Below are 24530 nucleotides of genomic sequence, written 5' to 3'. Positions count from 1 at the left end.
TCACTTGCCCGTGATGGTCGGCTCGCCCTGCAGCGCGGCGGCCAGGTCGTCGACGTACTTCGGGAGGATGTACTTGAGCGACAGCACGGTGGGCGCGCTGATGGCCGAGGCCTCGGCGTCGTCGGCGTAGATCACGTAGGAGTCGTTGGCGATCGGGTTCCAGCGGGACACGACCTTGTTCTCGACCGTGTAGGTGCCCTCGTCGGCGCTTCCGCCCCAGGCGGCGAACAGGTCGGCCTCCACGTCGTAGAGGTTCTCGAGGCTCACGCCCGTGTACCAGTTGTCGCCCTCGGCGGTCTTGAGGAAGCTGTCCATCGCCGAGGTCGACGTGAAGCCGAGCGCCTCGGTGATGCGCACGCGGGGGTCGTACTCGAGGTACACGCCGAGGTCGGTGCCGCCCTCGTTCAGGGTCAGGCCCCAGACGAAGGTCTTGTCCTTGAACTCCGGGTGCTCGCCGGCGAGGGTGGTGACCTGCTCCTCGGTCTCGGCGATCAGCTCCTCGGCCTTCTCCTCCTCCGACAGCGCCTTGCCGACCGTGCGGGTCATGTCCTCCCAGGTGCCCGGGTTCCAGGGGCCTTCGATGTAGGGGACGGTCGGGGCGATCTCGGTCAGGCGCTCGTACTCGATGTCGGAGATGCCCGAGTAGAGGCTCAGGATGAGGTCGGGCTTGAGCTCCTTGATGGCCTCGTAGTTGGGGCCGTCCTCGAGGAAGGGGATGATCTCGGGGGTCTCGCCGTACTCCTCGGTGACGTAGTCCTCGAACCACGGCTGGTAGCCGCTCTCGCCGGCGCCCCAGACCTCTTCCATGCCGACCGGGTTCGTGCCGAGCGCGGCGACGATGTCCGAGGTCATCCAGCCGAGGGTGACGATGCGCTGCGGCTTCTCGGGGATCACGGTCTTCCCGTGGCCGTGTTCGATCACCACGCCGTCCGCGGCGGCGGAGGAGGAGCTGGAGTCCTCGGGGGTGGACGAGCACCCGGCGAGGGTGAGGGCGGCGGCGACGGCCGCGGCGACGAGGGCGGAGCCTCGGCGGATCTTCGGGCGCGCAGAAGCGAGCGACATGGTTCTCCTTCGGGAAGGGGGGAGGGGTGTTGCCGCGTCCACGCGGCGGGAAGTTAGGTAAGCATGCCCTAACAGAACGATGCTAGAACGCGGATGCCGCGGTCAGTGTCGCGGGAGCGACGACTTGTGTCGCTGATCCGACATCGCCGGGCGGATTCGGCGCCGGAGGGTCAGCGCCAGTAGAGCTGGTGGGCGGCGTCGGCCTGCACGCGAGCCACGTGCTGGCGCGGTGTCATGCCGAACCGCTCCTTGAAGGCCGCGGAGAAGGCGCTCGTCGTGGCGTAGCCGCAGCGGTGCGCCGCCGCGCCGATGGGGGTGCCGTCGACGATCAGTCGCGCACCCAGAGTCATCCGCACCCCCGTGCGCCAGCGGCCGAAGCTCATGCCCACGTCGTTCTGGAAGACCCGCAGCACCGTGCGCTCGTGGAGACCGTGGGCGAGGAAGAGCTCCGTCGCACTGCGAGGGTCGCCCGGGTCGGCGAGCACGGTCTGCACGAGCGGAGTGACACGTTCGTCGGAGGGGATCGGCACCTCGCCCCACTCGCTCGCGGCCTCCGGCAGCGGCTGCTGCAGCATCTCGATCAGCACCGACTGGATGCGCACGCGCAGGTCGGTGGGCATGTCGTTGATACCGAGATGGAGCAGCATCTCCTGCACCGCGCGGGGCACGAGCACGCGGGTGATGCCGTCGATCGGTGCGAGGAGCGAGGCATCGGGGATGTAGGTGTAGCAGCCCGTCGAGTCCGGCTCGTGGTGCGCGGTGTGCGGCGTGTGCGCGGGGATCCACACGCCCTGCCCGGGGGCGAGGCGCCACCGGGCGTCCTGCAGATGCACCCACACGGTGCCGCGGTAGCACCAGGCCAGCATCGGGTCGGCGTGGCTGTGGGGAGGGGAGAGCGGGCGCGTGCCGGTGTCCTCCGCGGTGACGACGCCGGTGCCCATCAGGTACGGCTCGTTCACGGTCGACGGATACGACGGACTCGCGTTCCAGTCGTCCTGCCGGTATGAGTTCATTCGTGCTCCGCGTGAGACGGCTGCCGGCATCGTCGTGACGAGGGGCCGCCGAGCCTGCCGTACTCCGCCATGCTATCCGGGGTGATGCGCGGGACCGGATCGGTGATGATGGAGGCATGCCTTCCGCCCATCGCCCCGGTCTTCGCGTCTCGGCGGGTCTCACGATCCCCGAGTCCGAGCTGTCGTGGCGCTTCTCGCGATCGTCGGGGCCGGGTGGGCAGGGCGTCAACACCGCCGATTCCCGCGTGGAGCTCGTGTGGGATGCGGCGAACTCGGCGGTGCTGTCACCGCATCAGCGGGACCGGCTGCTCGACCGGCTCAGCGGGCGTCTGGTCGACGGCGTGCTGACGATCGCGGCGTCCGAGCACCGTGCGCAGCTGCGCAACCGGGATGCGGCGCGGGATCGGCTCGTCGCGCTGGTGACCGAGGCGCTGCGCCCGCCGGCACCGCCGCGCCGCCCGACCAAGCCGAGTCGCGGATCGAAGGAGCGACGGCTGAAGGAGAAGCAGCGGCGCACCGACGTCAAGAGTCTGCGTCGGCGTCCTCGCGACGAGTGAGTCAGCGCCGCAGCCAGCTCTCGATCCCGTCGAGCAGTCGCTGCAGCCCGAACTCGAACAGGGCGTCGAGGTCGAGGTCGAAGTCGTCCGACCGGACCAGGGAGGCGAGCAGCGGCAGATCCGTCGGCGACACCATCGCGGCGATGTCCGTGGATCGCGTCGTCATGTACTCGTCCGCCGTGAGTCCCGTGTCCTGCCGCTGCTCCGCCTCGAAGGCGATGTCGGTCGCCAGCGACTTGACGTGGCTGAACACGATGACGCTGATGTACATCATCGTCTCCATGCTGAGCTTCAGCGGGGCGAGCGCCCGCAGGCACCACTCCGTGTAGCGGAACCCGTTCGGGACCAGTTGCGGCCGGGAGATCGACATCACTCCCGCGAGCCAGGGGTGCCGCTGGAACCCCGCCCACTGCAGCCGTGCGGACACCTCGAGGTCGGCGCGCCAATCCGCCGACGGCTCGGGGAATGACTCCTCCCCGAGGACCGTGTCGATCATGAGCAGGACGAGGCCGTCTTTGCTGTCGACGTGGCGGTAGAGGGACATCGTCGGGGTGCCGAGCTCGGCGGCGATGCGCCGCATCGAGATCGCCTCGATGCCCTCGGCGTCGGCCATCGCGACGGCGGTGTCGACGACCTTCGCGGTCGTGAGCCGGGGAGAGGGTGCGGTGGCGGGGGAAGTGACGACGCTGCCGATGCCGGGCGTGGAGACGATGAGGCCCTGCTGCTGCAGGAGTGCGAGGGCCTTGGTCGCGGTGGCGATCGCGACGCCCCAGTCGCGGGTGATGCCGCGCGCCGAGGGCACCCGGTCGCCCGGACCCAGATCGCCGGACGTGATCCGTTCGGCGATCTCCATCGCGATGGTCTGAGAAGTGACGCGCATCGTACTAGTACACCACGATTCCAAATAGAACACTTGTACGCCGTACATCTGCGTATTAACCTGCAGGGCATGAACGAATACAGCGTACTCATCTCCGGCGCAGGCATCGCAGGACCCGCACTCGCGCACTGGCTTCACCGGCAGGGCATCCGCTCCACGATCGTTGAGCAGGCATCCGATCTCCGCCTCGGCGGCCAGGCCGTCGACCTCCGCGGTCTCGGCGAGGTGGTGGCGCAGCGGATGGGCATCATGCCCCGTGTGCGCGAGCGCATCGTGCATGAGAAAGGACTGCGCTACATCGACAGCGCGGGTCGCGAACTCGCCACGATGCCGGCCGACCTCTTCGTCGGCGACGGAAGCCCCGTCACCGAGATCGAGATCATGAAGGGCGACCTGACGGAGATCCTCCACGACCTCGTGGCGGATCACACCGAGATCATCTTCGGTGACCGCATCGCCGGGTTGGCGGACGGTCCCGACGGCGTCGAGGTCTCGTTCCGCAGCGGGATCATCCGCACCTTCGACGTGGTCGTGGGCGCCGACGGCATCCACTCCGGTGTGCGGGCGCTCGTCTTCGGTCCCGAATCCGACCACGTCGTGCACCTCGGTGCCTACCTCGGCTACTGCACGGTGCCGGATCCGGGTCCGCTCGACTCCTGGTTCGACATGTACAGCGAGCCGGGGAGGATGCTCGCGCTGCGGCCCGAGCGCGGCGGATCCGCGAAGGCGATGCTCGCGTTCGCAGACTCCGGCGTCGACGTGGACCGGCGTGACGTCGACGGCCAGAAGCGCCTGCTGCGCGAGGTCTTCGCGGGCATGGGCTGGAGAGCCGAGGAGCTGCTCGCGGCGGTCGACGCGGACGACGACTTCCACCTCGACACCGTCAGCCAGGTGCACATGGACGGATGGACCCGCGGCCGGGTCGCGCTGCTCGGTGATGCGGGCTACTGCGGCTCCCCGCTCACCGGCATGGGGACGAGTCTCGCCCTGGTCGGCGCGTACGTGCTGGCCGGCGAACTCGGGCATGCGCGTGGCGACCACGCGGCGGCGTTCGCGCGCTACGAGGAGATCATGCGTCCGTATGTCGCGGCCTCGCACGCGCTTCCGCCCGGCGGCGTCGACGGGTTCCTTCCGCGCGGACGCGTCATGCTCCGGATGCGGGTCCTGTCGGCGCGGCTCATGCATCACTGGCCGATGCGCCAGGTCGTCGCCCGGATGCTCGACAAGTCCGACGCGATCGAGCTGCCGGACTATCCGTGGCGGGCCCTCGCCGCCGTCTGATCGGCGCGTGAGGTCAGTCGGACGAGCCGGCGAGGTCGGCCTCGACCGGCGCCCAGCCGGTCTCGAGGATGCGGAACCCGGCATCCAGGGTGGCGAGCTGATCGTCGGTGTCGTTCACGAGCAGCTGCATCTGCAGGACGAATCGGGCATACACCCGGATCTCGGGGGTGGGCTCGGCGAGGCCGAGCTCGTCGGCGATCGCGTCGGCGAGGGCGTCTTCGTGGCGGAGCCACATCTTGCCCGCGTACTCCCGCAGGGCCGGCGTCTCGTTGAGGAAGCGCATGAAGACGCGGGTGACGTCGTTGCCGTGCTCGTCCACGTTGGCCCGGATCTCCGCGGAGTAGAAGTCGTGGATCGCGTGGTTGATCGTGCTTCCCGCGGGCCGATCGCGGACCGCGGAGACGAGCCGGTCGCGCTGCTCGTCGTCCTCATCGAAGACCAGCGCCTCCTTCTGCGGGAAGTGCGCGAACACGGTCGTCGGAGAGACGTCCGCGGCATCGGCGACCTCGCGGATGCTCACGTTGTCGAAGCCGCGCTCGAGGAACATCGTCGTCGCGACGTCGGAGATCGCCTTTCGGGTCGCGGCCTTCTTCCGTTCGCGGCGCCCGAGGGGCTCTGAAGTCGTCATGGAGAACAGCTTACCGTGAACCGACTACAAAACTGACTTGACACCAAAACTGGTACCGATACACTTTCGGTATGACTTCACCCAACTCCCTCACGCGACGGGATCAGAACCGCGCGTGGATCATGCTCATCGTCCTCACGATGCTCACCGTCATCGGCATGACGGTCGTCCTCCCCGTCCTGCCCTTCGTCGTGCTGCAGTACGTCTCGCACGAGAGCGACCTCGCCATCTGGGTGGGCGTGCTCGAGGCGATCAACGGGCTCTGCGCCTTCCTGGTCGCCCCCTTCCTCGGCCGCCTCTCCGACCGCTTCGGCCGTCGCCCGGTCATCATCGCCGCCGCGTTCGGTGCCGCGTTCTCGATGGCGCTCTTCGGCATCGGCGGCGCCATCTGGGTGCTCGTGCTCGCCCGCGTCATCCAGGGGCTGACCGCCGGAGACCTCCCCGCCCTCTTCGCCTACCTCGCCGACATCACCCCGCCCGAGCAGCGCGCGAAGCGCTTCGGCCTGCTCGGTGCGCTCTCCGGCATCGGCACCATGATCGGACCGGCGATCGGCGGCCTCCTCGCCGCCATCAGCATCCAGCTCCCCGTGTTCCTCACGGCGGCCACAGCCCTCACGATCGCGATCCTCAGCATCTTCCTGCTCCCCGAGAGCCTCAAGCCCGGGAACCGCATCGCCGCGATCACGATGCGCGACGTGCAGCCGTTCGCCGTCTTCAAGGATGCGTTCGGCCGCAAGGAGCTGCGCGGACTCATGATCGGCTTCGGTCTGCTCGCACTGCCCTTCGGCTTCTTCGTGAACAACTTCAGCGTCCTGGCGCTGGACTCGATCCAGTGGGGACCCACGCAGATCGGACTCCTGACGGCGGCCGTCGGCATCATCGACATCCTCATCCAGGGCGTGCTGCTCGGCATCCTGCTCCCGCGGATCGGCGAGCGTGGCGTGATCGTGAGCGGCATCGTCGCGCAGATGTTCGGGCTCGCCGCCCTCGCCATCGTCGCCTCGGTCTTCGCCCAGCCGTGGGTCTTCATCGTCGGCGCGCTCATGCTCGCCGCCGGCCAGGGCGCCTCGCAGGCCGCCATGGACGGCGCGATGTCCAACGCCGTCGGCGACGACGAGCAGGGCTGGCTCGGCGGTGCGACCCAGTCGCTGAACGCGGCGATGGGCACGGCCGCTCCGCTCATCGCGGGTGCGCTCTACGCACTGGTCAGCCACGCCGCCCCGTACTGGCTCGGCGTCGCACTCATGATCGTGGCCGTGATCGTGGTCAGTCGTGCGCACATCGCGAACACCGCGAAGCGCCCGGCCGACGAGGCCCCGGACGGTGCTCCGGTCGCCCTCGCCGAGACGGTCGGCTGAGCGTCAGTCTGCGGGAGCTGCCGGGCGCGGCAGCTCCCGCAGGCGCACGATCGTCGCGAGCAGCTCGGCCGGCGTCGTCCCGAGGTTCCCGAGGGCCGCGGCGGCGGCTCCGCTGAAACCGTCGGTATCGATCTCCAACCGAGCGACGTTCGTCACGAGACCCTTCTCGTTCGTGACCCACCGGCCCGCAGCGGCATGCCACGCGTGGGCGGTGAGCATCGTCGTCGTGGTGCCGCACAGCGAGACATACGCGACATCGCCCGCCTTCGCCCCCTTCGCGGCGGCGTTCAACAGGAAGTCCACCTGCCACAGGTTCGCGAGGAACGCCTCGCGAAGCGGCACCGGATAGGGGGAGACGGTGCGCGCGAGTCCGGTCAGCAGCCCCTCCGGGTCGTGCAGCGGCACACTGGTCGCGACCTCACCCGCGTACGCCACATCGAGGAAGCCGAGCGGATGCCCCGGCTGCGGATGGAAGGCGAACTCGCCCCGCGCGGCACGAGCGCACTGCTCGGCCACCCGAGCCACGTCGCGCAGGATCAGGTCGACGGGGACGCCGTCCACGATCAGCCAGGCGCCGCTGTCGACCCACGGACCCCATCCGCCGTGCTCGGCGATCTGCACGGGCTCGCTCGTCCAGGCGCTCGCCACTCGTCCGAGACCCGCGCGGTCGACGTCGGCATCCACGTACAGCCCCAGGTCGATGTCGGAATCGGGTCGATGCGTGCCTCGGGCGCGGCTGCCGCCGAGAGCGACGGCGCGCACTCCGTGCACGGCGCACAGGTCGGCGGCCATCGAGCGGAGGCGGTCTTCATCGAGCACGAGACCGATCGTACTCACGTGGTCCCCGCACGGCCGCGGCGCGCGCCATCCGGAGATCGTGACGGCGCGCCCTCAGTCCTTCCCGCCGCCGCGCACGAGCTCGAGCCCGGCGCCGGCGAACTGCCGCAGCGTCGCATCCGGCAGGAACGCCCGGGTGAGCGCGCCGCCGATGCGGGTGAGGTCGCTCTCGTCGCGGAACAGGAGGTACATGGTCTCGTATCGCGGATGGAACTTCTGCTTGAAACGGTGCAGCGACCCGAAGCCGTAGACCGGCTCCAGGGCCTCGGCCAGTCGATCGCTGAGCGCGGCGATCACGCCCGCATCCGGCGGATAGTCATGGGCGAGCGGTGCCCCGGAGAGCGACATGATCTCGGCGCCCTCCTCGGAGAACTGCTTCGCGGACGATCCGATCAGGTACTCCATCACCGGCCCGAACCCGCCCTCGCGGCGGCGCATCAGGTCGAGCGTCCAGCCGCGCACCGCGCCGTCGCCGCCGTACACGGGGAGCCCCAGGACAGGAAGCCGTCGACGTCGCCGTTGGGGGCGAGCGCCAGGGCGAGGCGCACCTCCGGATCCTCGGCCTCGTCGAGAGTCCCGAGCGTGAAGCGCATCTCGGGCAGATCCTTGTCGCCCACCCAGGCCTCGGAGATCGCCCGCAGCTGCTGCTGCACGCCCCACGACTCCGCCTTGAGGTGCGTCAGGCGGAACGTCATGTCCTCCCGGCCGGCCTTGTTGAGGGAGGTGCGCACCGAGTTCCAGCGTTTGCCCGTGAATTCCAGGCCCGGCAGGTCGACGATCGTGTCGTCCGCCACGACGATGCTCCGCCACGTCGAGGGGACGGCCGCGCGCGTGGCCTCGTCCGCACTGAAGAAGCAGGGCACGAGACCGGCCAGCTCCGCGGCGTGGATGAAGTCGGTCACCGCCTCGGCGCGCCTCTCCACCGGGCCGATCGGATCGGCCAATGCCAGCGCGACGCCGTTCCGCCGCTGGTACGCCACGATGCCACCGGTCACGCGGGCGTAGCTGTTGCCGTCCCAGGTCGTCATCCAGGACAGCGTCCCGCCGCCGTGGGCGCGCAGCTCGCGCTTCATGTCCTCCGCCGTGGGGGCGGGCTGCGCGCCGAGCCTCGCCCGACGCTTGGCGCGGAAGGCCCGGCGCACCCAGATCAGGTACACGAGCACGATCAGCCACAGGAAGCCGTTCGCCAGCGCGAGCTCGGTCTCGCCGTCCCAGCGGAAGTCCACCTGAGCCTGGCTGAAGACCGTGATCAGGGTCAGCACGAGCGCAGCGACCAGCACGTTGAAGATGCCGAGCAGGAGAGCGAGCACCCAGGTCCAGCGCCGGCCGCGACGCAGACCGTTCACGAGCACCAGGATCACCACGAGGTCGATCGCCAGGTCGATGAACCCTCCGGAGGCCGGGTCGGTCGGTCCGAACGGGCCGTCGGTGGGCACGAGGGTCGTGATGATCTCGACCGCGCCGAGCACGAGGACCGCGATCACCGCGATCAGGCGCTGCTCGCGGACGGTGGTGTGCCGCACCCGCAGCGACCTGTCGACCGCGAGGATCAGCAGTACGGCGAGCAGATGCTCGAGGTCGGCGACCTTGCCCCAGAACAGCATCGCGATGAACACGAACCCCAGCAGGATGAGCCAGCCGCGCACGCGCCACGGTGGACGGAACAGCCCCACGGCCGCGGCGATGCAGGCCATGGTCCCGCCGGAGGCTCCGACGTCGAGCGCCTGCGCCTGGTCGGCCGCCCACTCCCACGGGAACTGGGAGAGCACCAGCAGGAGCAGCGCGGTGGCGAAGATCGCGAACAGCTGACCGACCCAGTAGTACGCCAGCGCGACGCGCGTCCCGCGACGGAACTCCAGGAACGCCATGCCCCAGAATCCGGCGATCGTGAACGCGTAGACCCACGGCTGGTTCACGAAGAACGTGCCGGTGAGGGGCGTCCACCACTTGCCGTCGGTGAGATTCGGCAGACCGTAGGCGACGGTCTGGAAGAGCGTCGTGTCCTCGAACGGCGCCCACAGGCCGTTCCAGACGACCCCCACCACGAGGATCATCAGCACCATGGTCAGCGTCGCCGGGATGCGGCGGGCGACGGCGATGGCCGGGTGGGGCGAGGGGGAGCGCTCCTCAGTCATGCGCTCAGCGTAGCGAGCGGGTGCCTCCTCCGACGGGGAGTGGTCGTGCCGAGTCGCTATTCCCCGCGCAGCACGCGACGCAGGTCGACGATCTCCGCCGCGGTCATGCCGCCGCTGCGCAGGTAGCCGGCCACGTCGCCGTGGTTCGCCGCGATCCAGTCCATCGCGGCCTCGATCGCGGATGCGGGAGACTCGGTCGCCAGGGTCTTCAGTGCCGGGGTGAGGGGCACACCCAGCGAGGTGATGAGCGCGGTCAGCGCCTCGGCGAATCCGTGCGCGAGGTTCTCCCCGGTCTCGGTGTAGTCGGCCACGATCTCCTCGCGCGGCACCTCGGCGACGAGCAGGAGGATCGCGGCGGCGAGACCGGTGCGGTCCTTGCCGGCGGTGCAGTGGAACAGCACGCCGGGTCGCTCCGTGCGCGAAGCCTGGAGCACGGTCTGCGCCACCGTCGCGAACGGCACGGCGCTGGCCTCCAGGATCGAGACGTACAGATCCTCCAGCGTCGGCACCTGCTGCAGGATGGTGGCGACCTGGGTCACCGACAGGCTCGCTCCGCCGGCGGCGGGCAGCAGGTGCTTCACCATCTCGTCCATGGCGCCGCCCTGCATGGGCAGCGGCAGCAGGGTCACGCTGCCGTCCGCCGGAAGACGATCGGCCGCGCGCGAGCGCTCGCCGTCGGTGCGCAGGTCGATCACCGTTCCGATGCGGAGATCGACGAGTGCCTGCAGTCCCTCATCCGTGAGGGTGGCGAGGGCATCGGATCGGAAGAGGAGACCGGAGGCGAGCGTTCCGCCTCCGGAAGTGGGCAACCCGGCGAGCTCGCGAGCGTTGTGCGTTCCCTGCAGAACCGAAGTCAATTCCATCGTCGTCCGGGCCCTCTCCCTGATTCTGGTCTCAGCGTATCGGGATGGCGGAGCGGTTCGGCGCCGGACGCTACTCTCTGACCATGCAGACCGACGTCGCGGGCTCTCGTCCGCCCTCCGCCTGGTCACTCGTCCGTTCCGCCGTCGTGATGGCGGGGAGCATCCTGCGTCGACGGCTCCTCCTCGTGGTCGTCTTCACGATCCTCGTCGAGGGTCTCTACGTCTGGGGCGTGCTCCCGCTCCTGCTGACCCTGTTCCAGGCAGCCCTGCGCGCGGCCGGTGTCGACGGGATCAGCACGGCTGGCCTCCCCGGATTGTCGAGCAGTCCGGTCGCGATCCTCGCCCTCGTCCTGATCGCTCTCGTCGCGACGCTGTTCGCCCTCGTCGCCGTCAGCGTCTTCACCGTCGTCGCCGAGCTCTGTCTGCGCGGCGAGGCTCCGTCCGCGCGGGCGCTGCTCCGTGGCCTCGCGCGCATCGGTCGTCGGGCGCTGAGCTGGCAGATCGTCCTGTTCGCGGGGTACGCACTGCTCCTCGTCCCGCTGTCGCACATCGGCGTCGGCACGACCGTCACCTCGCACATCGCCATCCCGAAGTTCATCAGCGGAGAGCTCACGAAGACCGTCCCCGGCACCGTCGCCTACACGGTGGTGGTCATCGGACTGGTCTATCTGGGGCTGCGTCTCGCCGGAACCGCGGCCGCGCTCGCCGGGGAGCAGGAGACCGTGTGGGCGGCGATGCGTCGGAGCATCGCGCTCACCCGGCGGACACAGGTGCTCGTGGCGGTGCTGTTCCTCCTGACGGGAGCCGCGGCAGCGGCGGTCTTCACGCTGACGGGGCTGCTCGGTGCGGTGCCCGTCGCGTTCGCCGGAGACGGCGGGGCGGCCGTGGCGGGGACCATGCTCGCGATCCTCGATCTCGTGCGCTTCGTCGTGACCGGTGTCGTCGCGGCGTTCCTGTCGTTCTTCTTCGTGGCCCTGAACCGCGGCGCCGTCTCCCTCCCCGCCCCGGCCCCGGTGCGGGACCGACCGTCGCGGGTGCTCGCGACCGTCACGCTCGTGCTGTTCGGGGTCCTCGCCGTTCCGCCCACGGTGTTCGCGACGCTGGCGACGGCACCGTCGGCCCCGCCCCTGGTGATCGCCCATCGCGGGTACGTCGCCGGGGGAGCGGAGAACACGCTCGGCTCCCTGCGCGCCGCGGCGGAGGCCGGAGCCGATGTCGTGGAGATGGACATCCAGGAGACGGCGGACGGCGGATTCGTCGTCATCCACGACGTGAACCTCGGGCGGCTGACCGGCGACCCGCGGAACGTGTACGACCTCGACACCGAGGAGGTCACGCGGCTCGTGGTGCGGCAGGGGGCGTTCAGCGATCGCATCCCGACGCTGGAGGAGTATCTGCGCACCGCCGACGAGCTCGGCATCCGCGTCCTGGTCGAGGTCAAGCCGCACGGACACGAGGAGCCGGGCCTCGCGGATCGCGTGGTGCGGGAACTGGATCGGCTGGACCCCGCGCGGCATCATCTGATCCAGTCGCTCGACGTGGACATCGTCGCGCGGATCACCGCCGCCGATCCGGAGCGCCCCGTGGTGCTGGTCACCGGGTTCCAGATCGGCGATGCTCCGCGCACCCCGGCGCAGGGTGTGGCCGTCGAGGACTGGTCGTACTCGGACGAGATGCTGGTCGGCCTCCACGGCGAGGGGAAGCAGCTCTTCGTGTGGACCGTGGACGACCCCGGGCTGCTCGCCGAGTACATCGACCGGGGCGTCGACGGCGTCATCACCGACAGCGTCGACGAGGCGGTGGCGATCCGGGAGCTCCGGCAGACGATCACCAATCCGGTCACGCGGTATCTGTCCGCCGCGTCGCGGAGGATCGCGGTGTTCTGACCGCGACGGATCTCCGACGAGTCCGAAGGCCGGGGGCGCTATCAGGCTGCGCGGCGCCGCCTCGCCGACATGCTGGCACCCGCCCTCTCCGACTCAGGCGCCCACGGCGGCGAGGACGCCTGAGTCGGAGTCGCGCGGCCTCAGCCCTCGAGGGCCTTCTCGATGGCCTGCTCGAGGTCGTCCCACTCCTGCAGCTCGACCTTCTCGCCGTCGACGAAGAACGTCGGGGTGCTGTTCACCTGCAGCTTCTCGCCGTCGCTCTTGTCGGTCTGCACGCGCGCGGCGGTCGCGGGATCGGCGACGGCGGCGTCATAGGCGGCCATGTCGAGCCCGAGCTCCTCGGCGAAGGCCCGGAACACCTCGGGGGTCTCCTCGGACTGCTCGCCCCACTGCGCCTGGGTCTCGAACAGCCGGTGGTACATGTCCTCGAAGCGGTCCTGCTGCGCCGCGGCCTCGGCGGCGAGGGCGGCCTGGGTCGAGTTGATGTGCCCCGGCAGCGGGAAGTACCGGACGACGTAGGTGATCTCCCCGTCGAACTTCTCGCGGAGCTCTTCCACGATGGGGTAGAACGCCCCGCACGCCTCGCACTCGAAGTCGAGGAACTCGACGACGGTCACGGCACCCTCGCCTCCGTCGTCGAGGACGTGGGAGTCGGTGCGGACGGTGGGCTGCGAGCCGCCCTCGGGCGAGGCGGCAGGCTGCTGCTGCTGGGTGATGGCGAACACGATGCCGACGATCAGCAGGACGATGGCGACGGCGATGGCGATCAGGGTCGCTTTGACAGAGTTCTTCACAGGGGTCTCCAGACACACGGGTACGACAGGGGAGGGATGCCGCGCGGGGCGGCTCGATGCGCACGTCGCGGGTCAGGTGCGGGAGATCGAGAGCTGTGTCAGGGAGAGGGCGTGGACGAGGGGGAGGGGACCGGCGCGGCTCGGTGCCACGGCGCGCGGGGCGCGGGCTCCGAGCGGACGGGTGCCATGACCGACGAGTCGACGGAAGAGCAGGACCAGAGCGACGCCGCAGAGCACCGCGAGGAGGCAGACCCCCAGGTCGGAGCCGAGCACGTCGACCGCCGTCGCGCCGTCGGTGACGGACGCGGTGGGGGCGGCGCCGGCCGGGGCCGAGACACCGGAGGCGAGGCACAGCGAGGCGTGCCCATCGGCGGATCCGCCGGAGGTGGACCACGCGCCGATCACGAGCAGGAGCGCGAGGCCGACCGCCGTGATCACCCGGGCGATCAGCATCCGCTCGGCCCGCGCTCGCGGTATCCGATCCGGCGATGAGGGCAGCATTTGCCGCGAAGTCTAGCAACCGCGCCTTGGTCCCGCCGGGGCCGGGGTGCCGCGGACACGCCTACACTGGAGGGGTGGCGAGACTACTGATCATCGGCGGCTTCCTCGCCGCCGTGTTCTGGGTGTTCAGCATCGTCGACTGCGCAGTGCAGCCGGCGACGCGGCACCGGGGTGTGTCCAAGACCGCCTGGATCTTCATCGTCGTCCTGCTCCCCGTCATCGGCGGCATCCTCTGGTTCGTGATCGGCCGACGCCGCGCGAACGATCCCGGCGTCCGCCCCGTGATCGCTCCCGACGACGACCCCGCTTTCCTCCGCAGCATCAGCAAGACCGAGCAGGATGCCCGCATCCGTCGTCTCGAGGAAGAGCTCGCCCGGCTGGATGAGGAGACCGACGAGCCTCCCGCCACGGATCAGCGCCCGTGACCTCGTCGCCGGCCATGGATGCTGCGGCGTCCCTGCTCGCCGACCTCGTCGCCCACGGCGTGCGCGACATCGTGCTGTCTCCCGGCTCGCGCTCGCAGGCCCTCGCGCTCGCCGCGGTCCGTCTCGCGGATGACGGGCACCTGCGGCTCCACGTGCGCATCGATGAGCGGGTGGCCGGGTTCACGGCGCTCGGTATCGCGCGGGAGACGGGCGTGCCCGCCGCGGTCGTCTGCACCTCGGGGACGGCCGTCGCCAACCTGCTGCCCGCGGTCATGGAGGCGTTCCACGCGGGGGTGCCGCTGCTCCTGCTCACGGCCGACCGCCCGCCCGAGCTGCGCGGCGTCGGCGCGAACCAGGCGACGCTGCAGGACGGCCTGTTCCACCCGTGGGTGCGCGACCAGGTCGATGCTCCCGTGCCGGGCGACGGAGGATGGGCGGGCCTCGCCGAGCGAGCCGTGTCCGCCGCGACCGGCGCCCGTGAGGTCGAGGGCGGCGTCCCCGGTGTCGCGGGCCCGGTGCACCTGAACCTGCCCTCCCGTGAGCCGCTCTCGGGCGGGCTGCCACCGATCGTCGTCACCCCGGGGGAGGCGCCCGCCCCGCTCGGGGGTGAGCCGTTCGAGCTCGATCGCGGTCCCCGCACGGTCGTCATCGCGGGTGCCGATGCCGGTGCCGATGCCGAGGAGATCGCGCACGCCGGCGGCTGGCCGCTGATCGCCGAGATCGTGAGCGGGGCGCGGTTCGGACGCCAGGTGGTGCACGGCTACCGTCGCCTGCTGGCACGCGACGACCTCGGCGGACGCGTCGAGCGGGCCGTCGTGCTCGGGCATCCGACGCTCAGCCGCGAGGTCGCCGCCCTCCTCGCCCGCACCGATGTCGACGTCATCGCGGTGCGCCGCGGCGGCGAGGAACTGAACCTCAACCACCGCTCGCGCGGCGTCGGCGCGGTCGTCGTCGCCCCGGGTGCCGCCGACCGCGTCTGGCTCGGCGAGTGGCTGCAGGCGTCGGCCGCCGAAGCCGTCGACCTGAGCGAGAGCGCCCCGGACCCGGAGGGCCTCGCATCCACCGACTTCGCCGCGCGCAGGGAGGCCGTGAAGGCCGAGCTCGACGCGGTCCGCCGTCCGCTCGATCGCGCACTGCTGGCCGACGCCGTGTGGCGCGCCACCTGGCCGCACGACCGCCTGGTGTTCGGCTCGTCGCGGCTCGTGCGGGTCGCCGACCAGGTGCTCGGCGGCAAGAAGGTCCCCGTGCACGCCAACCGGGGTCTCGCCGGCATCGACGGCACGATCGCCACGGCGACCGGGATCGCGCTCGCCAGCCAGGCCGCGGGCGCGCCGGGCGTGACCCGCGTGCTGCTCGGAGACCTCGCGTTCCTGCACGACGTCGGCGCCCTGCTGCTGCCCCCGGACGAGACCGAGCCGCGGCTGCAGGTCATCGTCGGCAACGACGGCGGCGGCACCATCTTCGACTCGCTGGAGGTCGCGGCGTCCGCGCGTCCCGGCGATCTCGACCGCGCCTTCTACACGCCCCACACCGTGCGCCTGGAGCACCTCGCGCTCGCCTACGGCTGGGAGTACCAGCGGGTCACCACCCGCACGGCGCTCGACCAGGCGCTGACCTCGCCACGCGGCGGGCGTCAGATCATCGAGGTCCCCCTGGCCCGTTGACTGGCAGGATGTGCGTATGAACGCGCACACCTGGACGCAGAAGCTCCGTGTCGACGAGGGGTTCCGTCTCGCCGACGTCGACCCCGACACCAAGCCCGGCTACGTCGGCGGGAAGTCGCACGGCGCCCGCGATCTCGCCGCCGGGCTCGAGACCCTCAACGACCTTCAGGAGCGCCTGTTCGCCGAGAGCCGGGTCGGCGTGGCGAAGGATGCGGTGCTGCTGGTGCTGCAGGCCATGGATTCCGCGGGCAAGGGCGGGATCGTGCGGCACGTGGTCGGCGGTGTCGACCCGCAGGGCGTCGCGCTCGCCGCGTTCAAGGCGCCGACCGCGGAGGAGCGCGAGCACGACTTCCTCTGGCGCGTGGAGAAGCGGCTGCCCGAGCCGGGGTTCATCGGCGTCTTCGACCGGTCCCACTACGAGGACGTGCTGATCGGGCGCGTCCGCGAGCTCGCCGCGCCCGAGGAGATCGAGCGCCGTTACGACGCGATCAACGAGTTCGAGGCCCGTGTCGCGGCATCCGGCACCCGCATCGTCAAGGTCATGCTGCACATCTCGCCCGAGGAGCAGAAGTCCCGCCTGATGGAGCGCCTCGACCGCCCGGACAAGCACTGGAAGTACAACCCCGGCGACGTGGACGAGCGGCTGCTGTGGCCGCAGTACATGGAGGCCTACCAGACGGTGTTCGACCGCACCTCGACCGAGGCCGCGCCGTGGCACGTGATCCCGGCGAACGCCAAGTGGTACGCGCGCCTCGCCGTGCAGGAGCTGCTGCTCGCGGCCCTGGAGGACATCGATCCGCAGTGGCCGGTCGCCGACTTCGACATCGAGGCCGAGAAGAAGCGCCTCTCCGCCAGCTGAGCGTCGTCTCCTCTCGCTTCGCTCGCTCGACGACCGGTTTTCCTCCCAGCGAGGAGCCCCCGGTCGTTGAGCGAGGAGCGCAGCGACGAGACGAAACGTCCGCGCCGTCGCTCTCAGGCCAGCGCGTCGACCAGTGGTCGGAACTTCACGCGCGTCTCGAGCAGCTCGCTCTCCGGGTCGGAGCCGGCGACGATCCCGGCGCCCGCGTAGGCGGTCACGCCGATGTCGCCCTGGCGCACGGTGAACTGAGCGCAGCGCAGCGCGATGGCCCATTCGCCGTTGCCCGCGGCATCCACCCAGCCGACCGGACCGGCGTAGCGCCCGCGATCGAAGGGCTCCAGCTCGCGGATCGCGGCGATGGCCGCGGGGGTCGGGGTTCCGGCGACCGCGGCGGTCGGATGCAGCGCCCGCACCAGGTCGAGCGCCGACTCGCCGTCGGCCAGCTCGCCCTCCACGTCGGTCGCGAGGTGGAAGAGGTTCGGCAGCTTCAGCAGGAAGGGCTGCTCGCTCGCGGCCAGCGCCCTGGTGTGCGAGCGCAGGGAGGCGAGCACGCTCTGGACGGCGTACTCGTGCTCGTCGAGGTCCTTGGTGCTGGAGGCGAGGTGGGCGGATGCCGCGGTGTCGGCGTCCGCATCGGCTCCGCGGCCGATCGTGCCGGCGAGGACGCGCGCGGTGACGGTCCCGCCGTGCACCGTCACCAGGGTCTCCGGGCTCGCGCCGATCAGTCCGTCCACGGCGAAGGCCCACGTGTCGGGGTAGCCGGTCGACAGGGCGCGCACGAGACGGCGCAGGTCCGACCCGGCGGGGATGCTGCCGGTCAGGTCCCGCGCGAGCACGACCTTGCTCAGCTCGCCGTCGGCGATGCGGGCGAGGGCGTGGCGTACCGAGTCCTGGTATCCCTGCGGGCTCTGGGCGCCGGGGCCGACGGTGCCGGCCCAGTGCGGTCCGTACGGCTGGGTGGCGAACTCCTCGTCGGGGTCCGATGATCCGGCGAGGCGGATGCGGGTCTCCCAGAATCGGTCCCCGTGCCGGCCGAGCACCTTCGTGGGCACGACGAGCACGCTGTCGGCGGTCGACTCCTCGTCGAAGGTGAACGCGCCGAACGCGACCAGTCCGGTCCCGGGAAGCCCGAGCGGGTCGCTGATCTCCGCCTCGGCCGCCATGCCGCGCCAGGTCGTCGCGATGGGCACCCGGGAGCCCGGGCGCGTGCGCAGCTGGGCGAGCGGTGCGCCGACCGCCACGATCCCGTCTCCGCGGCGCAGCCACGCGAGAGGACGGGCGGGGTCCGCGTAGGCCAGGAGGTCTTCGACCGGGTCGATCTCTCGGGTCTCCACGACCAGGTGGGTGGTGTGCACGAACCCAGCCTATTCCGCTCAGGGGGCATGGATCCGCGTGGTCGTAGGGTGAGCGGATGAGCGACGCACGCCCCGCACCCGGCACCGAGATGGTCTTCCAATGGCGCAAGTGGGACGGGTCGCCGCACTGGCGGCACGAGTGCGTGTACCTCGGCGCCGACGAGTGGGGCGACTGGATCGGGCAGCCCGTCGGCTGGCACAGCGTGCGACCGGGCGCCGAGTTCCACGCGGGCGGACCGAACGTCACCCTCGTCCCGGCGAGCGGCGACCACGCGCTGACGGTGAACCGCCGCCACCGCAAGGGCATGCGGATCTACATCGACCTGGGGTGGGACATCCGCTGGTCCGATGACCCGCTGCTCGCGACCGGCATCGACATGGACCTCGACGTGGTGCGCGTCGAGGGCGCGCGCGGCACCTGGGTCGACGACCGCGACGAGTGGGCCGACCACAGCGCCCGCTACGGCTATCCGGCCGATGTCATGACACACCTCGAGGCTCTCGCGCTCGACCTCGAGGATCGGGTGCGCGCACGGGTCGCGCCGTTCGACGACGCCACCGCCGATCCCTGGCTCGACCGCCTCGAAGCGCTGGGCCTCGCGCCTAGACTGAACCCGTGACCCCGAACGAGAAGAACCGCGCCGATCTCGGCAAGGACCCCGCCCGCGTGAGCGGCATGTTCGACCAGGTCGCCGCAGGGTACGACCGCACGAACACGGCGATGACCTTCGGCAACGACGTCCTGTGGCGTGCGGCCACGACCCGTGCGGTCGCGCCGAAGCCGGGGGAGCGGATCCTCGACCTCGGAGCGGGAACCGCCTCGTCCTCCGCCTCGCTCGCACGCAGCGGCGCCGAGGTGGTCGCCGCCGACTTCTCGCCGGGGATGCTCGCCGAGGGCGAGCGCCGCCACGGCACGATGCGCAACCTGTCGTTCGTCCAGGCCGATGCGACCGATCTCCCGTTCCCGGATGAGACGTTCGACGCGGTCACCATGTCATACGCGCTGCGCAACGTCAACGACCCGAAGAAGGCGCTGCGGGAGCTGTTCCGCGTGACGAAGCCGGGCGGTCGGCTCGTGATCAACGAGTTCTCGACCCCGCCGGCCAAGCTGTTCCGCGGTGCGTACCGCTTCTACAACGCCCAGGTGCTGCCCCGGGTCGCCCGCGTCGCCGGCACCAACGGCGACGCCTACGACTACCTCAACGAGTCGATCCGCGAGTGGCCCGACCAGAAGCGGCTCTCCGCCTGGATCCGGGAAGCGGGCTGGGGCGACGTCGCGTACCGCAACCTCTCGTTCGGCATCGTCGCCCTGCACAGAGCGCGCAAGCCCGAGTGATCCTCCCGGGCGAACCGCGGCACCGCGACGCAGGTAGGCTGGGGACGTGACTTCGAGCCCCATCGCCCCGGGTTCGCGACTGGCGAGCCGTCTCGGCTTCAGCGATCGCGTCTTCATCGGCCCCGCCGCGCGTCGTGTCGCCCACGCGATCGAAGACGGCCTCGAGCTCGTCGAGACCGGACTCGCGGAAGACGTGCGCGTCGCCGACCCTCTGGCCGATGCCGCCAGCCGCTACCTGTACGAGGCCGGTGGCAAGCGCATCCGTCCCGTGCTCACGCTCCTGGCCGCTCAACTGGGAGACGGCAACCGGACCGAGGTGATCGACGTCGCCAAGGCGCTCGAGATCACGCATCTCGGATCCCTGTACCACGACGACGTCATGGACGGCGCCGATCGCCGCCGCGGAGTGCCGGCCGCGCACGCGGTGTGGGGCAACAACATCGCGATCCTCACCGGCGACATCCTGTTCTCCCGTGCCAGCCAGCTGATGTCGCGTCTCGGCGAGCGTGCGATCCGGCTGCAGGCCGACACGTTCGAGCGTCTCGTCCTCGGACAGATGCACGAGACGCTCGGCCCGCAGGAGGGCGACGACCCGATCGCGTTCTACATCCAGGTGCTCGCCGACAAGACCGGCTCGCTGATCGCCGCCGCCACGCAGGGCGGGGTGATCTTCTCCAACGCTCCCTCGGAGTACGAGGAGCCCCTGCGCGTCTACGGCGAGAAGATCGGCGTCGCGTTCCAGCTGCTCGACGACGTGATCGACCTGTCGGCGAAGCCGGAGGAGACCGGGAAGGTCCCCGGCACCGACCTGCGCGCCGGCGTCCCGACCATGCCCTACCTGCTGCTCAAGGCCGAGGGCGATGCGGCATCCGTCGACCTCGCGGCGCGGATCGACGACGGGGTCGCCCTCATCGCCGACGGCGCCGATCCCGCGATCCTCGACGGACCGCTGGACGAGCTGCGCGACCACGCCATGACGCAGAAGACCCTGGAACTCGCCCATACCTGGACCCAGGATGCGATCGATGCACTCGGACCGCTGCCGCGCGGCACGGTGCGCGAGGCGCTGACCCGATTCGCTGAGACCCTCGCCGAACGCTCCAGCTGATCTCGCGCGGCGGCCCGTCGGGTCGCGCGCCGGCTGCGACGGCACACGAAAGGACCTCCCATGACCAAGCTCCGACTGGCCATCGTCGGTGCGGGCCCCGCCGGCATCTACGCCGCGGACATCCTCCTGAAGGCCGAGCGCAAGTTCGACGTCTCGATCGACCTCTTCGAGCAGCTCCCCGCTCCGTACGGGCTGGTGCGGTACGGGGTCGCTCCCGACCACCCCCGCATCAAGGGCATCATCACGGCTCTCCGCGACGTGCTGGACCGCGGTGACATCCGCCTGTTCGGCAACGTGCGCTTCGGTGAGGACATCACCCTCGAAGACCTCAAGAAGCACTACAACGCGGTGATCTTCGCGACCGGTGCGATCCGCGACACCTCGCTCGAGATCCCGGGGATCGACGCGGTCGGCTCCTACGGCGCGGCCGACTACGTCAGCTGGTTCGACGGGCACCCCGACGTGCCGCGTGAGTGGCCGCTGGACGCCGCCTCGGTGGGTGTGCTCGGCAACGGCAACGTCGCGCTCGATGTCGCGCGCATGCTCGCCAAGCATGCCGAGGATCTGCTCGTCACCGAGGTTCCCGCGAACGTCTACGAGGGCCTCCAGGCCAGCGAGGTCACCGACGTCCACGTCTTCGGCCGTCGTGGCCCCGCGCAGGTGAAGTTCACGCCCCTCGAGCTCCGCGAGCTCGGGGAGCTGCGCGACGTCGACATGGTCGTCTACGACGAGGACTTCGACTACGACGACGCCGCGAAGGATGCCGTCGCCAGCAACAAGCAGGTCATGGTCATCGACCGCATCCTGCAGTCCTGGCGCAAGCGCGACTCGGTCAACAACGCCGGAGGCACGGCGTCGCGTCGTCTGCACCTGCACTTCTGGGCCAAGCCGGTCGAGGTCCGCAAGGACGAGAACGGTCGCGTCGCTGCCCTCGTGTACGAGCGCACCCAGCCCGACGGGCAGGGCGGCGCGGTGGGCACCGGCGAGCTGCGCGAGGTGCCGCTCCAGGCGCTCTACCGTGCGATCGGCTACTTCGGCTCGCCGCTGCCCGGCGTGCCCTTCGACAAGAAGCACGGCGTGATCCCGAACCGCGAGGGCCAGGTGCTCGCGAAGGACTCGAACGAGCGCGTCCCCGGCATCTACGCGACCGGATGGATCAAGCGCGGACCGGTCGGCCTGATCGGTCACACCAAGTCCGACGCCATGGAGACCGTGCGGCACATCATCAACGACCAGGGTTCCTGGTGGCACGCGGAGGACCCCTCGGAGGAGGCCATCCCGGCACTCCTGGAGGAGCGCGGCGTGCAGTGGACCGACCTGGACGGATGGCACCGCCTCGACGAGCACGAGATCGCCCTCGGTGCGCCGGCGGAGCGCGCTCGCGTCAAGGTCGTCCCGCGCGACGAGATGGTCCGCGTCTCGCGCGGCGAGTAGTCCGTCCGTTCGCCCTCCTCGGTCGCCTCGGCTAGCCTGGCGACGACGGGGGAGGACCGCATGGCCGACTGGATGCCCGATGTGCTCGGCGACGAGTTCGAGCAGCTGACGCTCGACCTCGGCTCGGACGATCAGGGACCGGTGGTGGCGACCCTGGTCCGTGCCCTCCCGACCGAGCCGCGGTGGTGGGACCGCGTGCGTGGGGAGCGTCCCCTCCTCGACGGCGTCGATGTGCTGTACGTGCACGGCTGGTCGGACTACTTCTTCCAGAAGCGGCTGGCGCGGTTCTGGACCTCGCGGGGAGCCCGTTTCTTCGCTCTCGACCTGCGCAAGTACGGCCGCAGCCTCCGTGACGGCCAGACCCCCGGGTATATCGCCGACCTCGCGACCTACGACGAGGACATCGCGGCGGCCCTCGACGCGATGGGTCGGGGCGAGGGGGGAACCGATACCGGGCGACGCCTCGTGCTGCTCGGGCACTCCACGGGCGGACTCACGCTGAGTCTGTGGGCGTCCCGGCATCCGGATGCGGCGGACGCGGTGATCCTGAACAGTCCGTGGCTCGAGTTCCAGTTCGCACCCGCCAGGGCGGCGATCGCGCCGATGGTCGAGCTGCAGGCGCGGCTCCGTCCGCTGGAGGCCGCTCCGCAGGTCGACCTGGGGTTCTACACGCGCGCGCAGCAGGAGGTCGCGGATCCCGACGATCCGATGGACGTGAACCTCGAGTGGCGCCCGACCCAGACCATGGCCGTGTATGCGGGCTGGCTGCACGCGATCCTCTCCGGACACAAGGCGGTGGCGGCCGGCCTGTCGATCACGGCTCCGGTGTGCGTTCTGCTCTCGGCGCGCTTCGTGCCCCCGACCCGGTGGTCGGAGGATCTCACGTCCGCCGACTCGGTGCTGGTCGTCGACGACATCGCCCGCGCCGCTCTCCGTCTCGGGTCCACCGTCACGGTGGAGCGCATCGACGGTGCCCTGCACGACGTCTTCCTGTCCCGCCACGAGGCGCGGGAAGACGCCTATCGCCGTCTGGAGCGCTGGGTCACGGGCTGGTGCGCCGCCGGCTGATCCGGGTCACAGGTAGTACATCGCCCGGACCAGGTGCTCCGCACCCGCACCGTCGCCCTTGCGGACGGCGTCGCTGAAGTCGATGTACACCTGACGCATCCTGCCGCGGTCGGCCGTGGGCACAGCCCAGTCGCGCAGGTTCCGGAACAGCACCGTGCTCGCATCCTCCATCAGCGTGCGGTGCTGCGCGTTGCCGCTGTGCTCACCGAGGTACGCGAACACCGCCCAGCGCGCGTCCGAGGTCCGTGCGGCGTCGTCGAGCGAGGCGTGCATCCCGACGGCGAGCCGTACGACGTGCTCGCGCTCCGCCGCCGTGAGCCGCGGGATCGCGAGGCGCGCGGCGACGCCGGCCTGGTAGCCCGCGAACTCGAGGGACTGCGCGATCGTCTCCGCGGTGACCTCCGTGACCTCGGTGTACCGGCTCGGATACATCGTCACCATGCCGAGCCGCTCCAGCCGTTGCAGCGCCTCGCGCACCGGCGTGCGTGAGACGTGCAGCTCCTCGGCGACGTCGACGTCGCGGATGCGTTCACCCGCGGCCAGCGTGCCGTCGATGATCTGTCTGCCGACGTAGTCGAAGACCTCTTCGGCCAGGAGCTGCTTGCTCTCGCCGACGCTCGTCGATCCCGTGGTTCCCATGGATCCGCCCCCAGTCGTCCCTCGTCGGAGTGTGCTCGATCGCGCGCCCCTGCGACCGTCCCCATGAGCGATCGCGGGAGCGACAGCACGGCTCCGGTTCTGCTTCCAACATTTCACATGCCGCACTTTACTCGGTTCACCCCAGAGCGGTATATCAGAATGCGATCGGTCGACGGCACGAGAGAGGGCCCCCGCGGATCGATGATCCTCGGGGGCCCTCCGTGCCGGAGCTCTGCGCTCAGCGGTAGTTGATGAACTGCAGGTCGAGGTCGAGGTCCGACCCCTTCAGCAGGGCGATGACCGACTGGAGGTCGTCGCGGCTCTTGGACTGGACGCGCAGTTCGTCGCCCTGAATCTGGCTCTTGACGCCCTTGGGGCCCTCGTCGCGGATGATCTTGTTGATCTTCTTCGCGTTCTCCGAGGAGATGCCGTCCTTGAGCGTCGAGACGATGCGGAACTCCTTGCCGCTGGCGAACGGGTCGCCGGAGTCCAGGCTCTTCAGGGAGATGCCGCGCTTGATGAGCTTGGACTGGAACACGTCGAGGACGGCCTTCGCCCGCTCCTCGGTGTTCGCGATGATGAGGATGCTCTCGCCGCTCCAGGCGATCGACGCACCGGTGCCCTTGAAGTCGTAGCGCTGCTCGATCTCCTTGCGGGCCTGGTTCAGGGCGTTCTCGGCCTCCTGGTGATCCACCTTGGAGACGATGTCAAATGAGCTGTCAGCCATACAGGAAGTGTATCGAGCCTGCCGATTTCCCGATGGCGTGGAAGCGTTTTCACACCGTTCTCGGCGAATCAGCTCGGTCACGGGTTGATATCGACGCCCTCGTCCGTTGCAAATGCCGTC

Annotated in this window: 25 protein-coding genes; 12 read left to right on the top strand and 13 right to left on the bottom strand. The window is 70.3% G+C overall.

Annotation, left to right across the window (positions count from 1 at the left end; all coding sequences use genetic code 11):
* Positions 1-1062, bottom strand: a complete 1062-nt coding sequence (locus tag AC07VM_RS03595; RefSeq protein ID WP_494909998.1) for an iron-siderophore ABC transporter substrate-binding protein — start codon at positions 1060-1062, stop codon at positions 1-3.
* Between the two features lie 170 nt (positions 1063-1232).
* Complete coding sequence (locus AC07VM_RS03590; RefSeq protein ID WP_494909997.1) at positions 1233-2075, bottom strand: helix-turn-helix transcriptional regulator; 843 nt, start codon at positions 2073-2075, stop codon at positions 1233-1235.
* 116 nt (positions 2076-2191) lie between these two features.
* On the opposite strand from AC07VM_RS03590, the gene arfB reads away from it, so the two are divergent.
* Positions 2192-2632: an alternative ribosome rescue aminoacyl-tRNA hydrolase ArfB gene (gene arfB / locus AC07VM_RS03585; RefSeq protein WP_494909996.1), complete on the top strand. Its 441-nt coding sequence runs from the start codon at positions 2192-2194 to the stop codon at positions 2630-2632.
* Between the two features lies 1 nt (position 2633).
* Here the strand turns inward: arfB and AC07VM_RS03580 are convergent, their stop codons facing one another.
* Positions 2634-3512 (bottom strand): TetR/AcrR family transcriptional regulator C-terminal domain-containing protein, encoded by an 879-nt coding sequence (locus AC07VM_RS03580; protein ID WP_267415723.1) that lies wholly within the window; start codon positions 3510-3512, stop codon positions 2634-2636.
* Between the two features lie 69 nt (positions 3513-3581).
* On the opposite strand from AC07VM_RS03580, the gene AC07VM_RS03575 reads away from it, so the two are divergent.
* Positions 3582-4793 (top strand): FAD-dependent monooxygenase, encoded by a 1212-nt coding sequence (locus AC07VM_RS03575; RefSeq protein WP_494909995.1) that lies wholly within the window; start codon positions 3582-3584, stop codon positions 4791-4793.
* Between the two features lie 13 nt (positions 4794-4806).
* Here the strand turns inward: AC07VM_RS03575 and AC07VM_RS03570 are convergent, their stop codons facing one another.
* Entirely contained in the window at positions 4807-5421 is a 615-nt protein-coding gene (locus AC07VM_RS03570; protein WP_267415721.1) for a TetR/AcrR family transcriptional regulator, read from the bottom strand.
* A 71-nt stretch (positions 5422-5492) separates the two neighbouring features.
* Between AC07VM_RS03570 and tet(42) the strand changes: the two genes are divergently transcribed.
* On the top strand, positions 5493-6779 hold the full coding sequence (gene tet(42) / locus AC07VM_RS03565; RefSeq protein ID WP_494909994.1) for a tetracycline efflux MFS transporter Tet(42): 1287 nt from the start codon (positions 5493-5495) through the stop codon (positions 6777-6779).
* Positions 6780-6782: 3 nt separating this feature from the next.
* On the opposite strand, the gene AC07VM_RS03560 is transcribed toward tet(42), so the two are convergent.
* The 4 genes from AC07VM_RS03560 to AC07VM_RS03545 form a co-directional block, all read right to left on the bottom strand.
* A complete protein-coding gene (locus tag AC07VM_RS03560; RefSeq protein ID WP_494909993.1) occupies positions 6783-7598 on the bottom strand; it encodes a nucleotidyltransferase family protein in 816 nt (271 codons plus the stop codon).
* A gap of 72 nt (positions 7599-7670) precedes the next feature.
* Positions 7671-8099: a phosphatidylglycerol lysyltransferase domain-containing protein gene (locus AC07VM_RS03555; protein WP_494909992.1), complete on the bottom strand. Its 429-nt coding sequence runs from the start codon at positions 8097-8099 to the stop codon at positions 7671-7673.
* The gene (locus AC07VM_RS03550; protein WP_494909991.1) at positions 8054-9751 is read right to left on the bottom strand and encodes a phosphatidylglycerol lysyltransferase domain-containing protein; all 1698 of its coding nucleotides are present in this window, start codon (positions 9749-9751) and stop codon (positions 8054-8056) included. The genes AC07VM_RS03555 and AC07VM_RS03550 overlap by 46 nt, the downstream gene beginning before the upstream one ends.
* A 56-nt stretch (positions 9752-9807) precedes the next feature.
* Entirely contained in the window at positions 9808-10614 is an 807-nt protein-coding gene (locus tag AC07VM_RS03545; protein ID WP_494909990.1) for a tyrosine-protein phosphatase, read from the bottom strand.
* A gap of 83 nt (positions 10615-10697) precedes the next feature.
* Here AC07VM_RS03545 and AC07VM_RS03540 point away from each other — a divergent pair, with 83 nt between their 5' ends.
* Entirely contained in the window at positions 10698-12500 is a 1803-nt protein-coding gene (locus AC07VM_RS03540; RefSeq protein ID WP_494909989.1) for a glycerophosphodiester phosphodiesterase family protein, read from the top strand.
* 140 nt (positions 12501-12640) lie between these two features.
* Here the strand turns inward: AC07VM_RS03540 and AC07VM_RS03535 are convergent, their stop codons facing one another.
* A complete protein-coding gene (locus AC07VM_RS03535) occupies positions 12641-13294 on the bottom strand; it encodes a DsbA family protein (RefSeq protein ID WP_494909988.1) in 654 nt (217 codons plus the stop codon).
* 72 nt (positions 13295-13366) lie between these two features.
* Positions 13367-13795 carry a hypothetical protein gene (locus AC07VM_RS03530; protein ID WP_494909987.1) on the bottom strand — a complete coding sequence of 143 codons (429 nt, stop codon included), beginning with the start codon at positions 13793-13795 and terminating at the stop codon, positions 13367-13369.
* A gap of 74 nt (positions 13796-13869) precedes the next feature.
* Between AC07VM_RS03530 and AC07VM_RS03525 the strand changes: the two genes are divergently transcribed.
* Genes AC07VM_RS03525 through AC07VM_RS03515 form a run of 3 tightly spaced genes read left to right on the top strand, consistent with a single transcriptional unit; the run spans position 13870 to position 16743 of the window.
* Complete coding sequence (locus AC07VM_RS03525) at positions 13870-14220, top strand: PLD nuclease N-terminal domain-containing protein (protein ID WP_267415713.1); 351 nt, start codon at positions 13870-13872, stop codon at positions 14218-14220.
* 14 nt (positions 14221-14234) lie between these two features.
* Complete coding sequence (menD, locus tag AC07VM_RS03520; protein WP_494910745.1) at positions 14235-15884, top strand: 2-succinyl-5-enolpyruvyl-6-hydroxy-3-cyclohexene-1-carboxylic-acid synthase; 1650 nt, start codon at positions 14235-14237, stop codon at positions 15882-15884.
* A gap of 16 nt (positions 15885-15900) precedes the next feature.
* Complete coding sequence (locus AC07VM_RS03515) at positions 15901-16743, top strand: PPK2 family polyphosphate kinase (RefSeq protein ID WP_267415712.1); 843 nt, start codon at positions 15901-15903, stop codon at positions 16741-16743.
* 113 nt (positions 16744-16856) lie between these two features.
* Here the strand turns inward: AC07VM_RS03515 and AC07VM_RS03510 are convergent, their stop codons facing one another.
* Positions 16857-18098 (bottom strand): isochorismate synthase, encoded by a 1242-nt coding sequence (locus AC07VM_RS03510; RefSeq protein ID WP_494909986.1) that lies wholly within the window; start codon positions 18096-18098, stop codon positions 16857-16859.
* 56 nt (positions 18099-18154) lie between these two features.
* Between AC07VM_RS03510 and AC07VM_RS03505 the strand changes: the two genes are divergently transcribed.
* Genes AC07VM_RS03505 through AC07VM_RS03485 form a run of 5 tightly spaced genes read left to right on the top strand, consistent with a single transcriptional unit; the run spans position 18155 to position 23044 of the window.
* Entirely contained in the window at positions 18155-18718 is a 564-nt protein-coding gene (locus AC07VM_RS03505) for a DUF402 domain-containing protein (RefSeq protein ID WP_267415710.1), read from the top strand.
* On the top strand, positions 18715-19434 hold the full coding sequence (locus tag AC07VM_RS03500; protein WP_494909985.1) for a class I SAM-dependent methyltransferase: 720 nt from the start codon (positions 18715-18717) through the stop codon (positions 19432-19434). Before AC07VM_RS03505 ends, AC07VM_RS03500 begins: the two co-directional genes overlap by 4 nt.
* 46 nt (positions 19435-19480) lie before the next feature.
* The gene (locus AC07VM_RS03495; protein ID WP_494909984.1) at positions 19481-20542 is read left to right on the top strand and encodes a polyprenyl synthetase family protein; all 1062 of its coding nucleotides are present in this window, start codon (positions 19481-19483) and stop codon (positions 20540-20542) included.
* 60 nt (positions 20543-20602) lie between these two features.
* Positions 20603-21976 carry an FAD-dependent oxidoreductase gene (locus AC07VM_RS03490; RefSeq protein ID WP_267415707.1) on the top strand — a complete coding sequence of 458 codons (1374 nt, stop codon included), beginning with the start codon at positions 20603-20605 and terminating at the stop codon, positions 21974-21976.
* 60 nt (positions 21977-22036) lie between these two features.
* Positions 22037-23044, top strand: coding sequence for an alpha/beta hydrolase (locus AC07VM_RS03485; protein ID WP_494909983.1), 1008 nt, complete (start codon positions 22037-22039; stop codon positions 23042-23044).
* Between the two features lie 6 nt (positions 23045-23050).
* Here AC07VM_RS03485 and AC07VM_RS03480 read toward each other — a convergent pair whose 3' ends face one another.
* Complete coding sequence (locus tag AC07VM_RS03480) at positions 23051-23683, bottom strand: GntR family transcriptional regulator (RefSeq protein ID WP_267415705.1); 633 nt, start codon at positions 23681-23683, stop codon at positions 23051-23053.
* 238 nt (positions 23684-23921) lie between these two features.
* The gene (locus AC07VM_RS03475) at positions 23922-24410 is read right to left on the bottom strand and encodes a YajQ family cyclic di-GMP-binding protein (protein WP_267415704.1); all 489 of its coding nucleotides are present in this window, start codon (positions 24408-24410) and stop codon (positions 23922-23924) included.
* Positions 24411-24530: the final 120 nt, after the last annotated feature.

The sequence above is a fragment of the Microbacterium sp. GW821-FHT01D02 genome, from assembly GCF_059422585.1.
The sequence above is the reverse complement of the archived record's forward strand: the minus strand, read 5'-3'. Positions and strand labels throughout refer to the sequence as shown.

What these genes read in the sequence shown, in the direction of transcription:
- AC07VM_RS03490 (WP_267415707.1), top strand. Translation starts at nt 20,603, where the DNA reads ATGACCAAGCTCCGACTGGCCATCGTCGGTGCGGGCCCCGCCGGCATC.
- AC07VM_RS03530 (WP_494909987.1), bottom strand. Translation starts at nt 13,795, where the DNA reads ATGCTGCCCTCATCGCCGGATCGGATACCGCGAGCGCGGGCCGAGCGG.
- arfB (WP_494909996.1), top strand. Translation starts at nt 2,192, where the DNA reads ATGCCTTCCGCCCATCGCCCCGGTCTTCGCGTCTCGGCGGGTCTCACG.
- AC07VM_RS03550 (WP_494909991.1), bottom strand. Translation starts at nt 9,751, where the DNA reads ATGACTGAGGAGCGCTCCCCCTCGCCCCACCCGGCCATCGCCGTCGCC.
- AC07VM_RS03480 (WP_267415705.1), bottom strand. Translation starts at nt 23,683, where the DNA reads ATGGGAACCACGGGATCGACGAGCGTCGGCGAGAGCAAGCAGCTCCTG.
- AC07VM_RS03570 (WP_267415721.1), bottom strand. Translation starts at nt 5,421, where the DNA reads ATGACGACTTCAGAGCCCCTCGGGCGCCGCGAACGGAAGAAGGCCGCG.
- AC07VM_RS03475 (WP_267415704.1), bottom strand. Translation starts at nt 24,410, where the DNA reads ATGGCTGACAGCTCATTTGACATCGTCTCCAAGGTGGATCACCAGGAG.
- menD (WP_494910745.1), top strand. Translation starts at nt 14,235, where the DNA reads ATGGATGCTGCGGCGTCCCTGCTCGCCGACCTCGTCGCCCACGGCGTG.
- AC07VM_RS03540 (WP_494909989.1), top strand. Translation starts at nt 10,698, where the DNA reads ATGCAGACCGACGTCGCGGGCTCTCGTCCGCCCTCCGCCTGGTCACTC.
- AC07VM_RS03515 (WP_267415712.1), top strand. Translation starts at nt 15,901, where the DNA reads ATGAACGCGCACACCTGGACGCAGAAGCTCCGTGTCGACGAGGGGTTC.
- AC07VM_RS03485 (WP_494909983.1), top strand. Translation starts at nt 22,037, where the DNA reads ATGGCCGACTGGATGCCCGATGTGCTCGGCGACGAGTTCGAGCAGCTG.
- AC07VM_RS03580 (WP_267415723.1), bottom strand. Translation starts at nt 3,512, where the DNA reads ATGCGCGTCACTTCTCAGACCATCGCGATGGAGATCGCCGAACGGATC.
- AC07VM_RS03590 (WP_494909997.1), bottom strand. Translation starts at nt 2,075, where the DNA reads ATGAACTCATACCGGCAGGACGACTGGAACGCGAGTCCGTCGTATCCG.
- AC07VM_RS03575 (WP_494909995.1), top strand. Translation starts at nt 3,582, where the DNA reads ATGAACGAATACAGCGTACTCATCTCCGGCGCAGGCATCGCAGGACCC.
- AC07VM_RS03505 (WP_267415710.1), top strand. Translation starts at nt 18,155, where the DNA reads ATGAGCGACGCACGCCCCGCACCCGGCACCGAGATGGTCTTCCAATGG.
- AC07VM_RS03595 (WP_494909998.1), bottom strand. Translation starts at nt 1,062, where the DNA reads ATGTCGCTCGCTTCTGCGCGCCCGAAGATCCGCCGAGGCTCCGCCCTC.
- AC07VM_RS03545 (WP_494909990.1), bottom strand. Translation starts at nt 10,614, where the DNA reads ATGGAATTGACTTCGGTTCTGCAGGGAACGCACAACGCTCGCGAGCTC.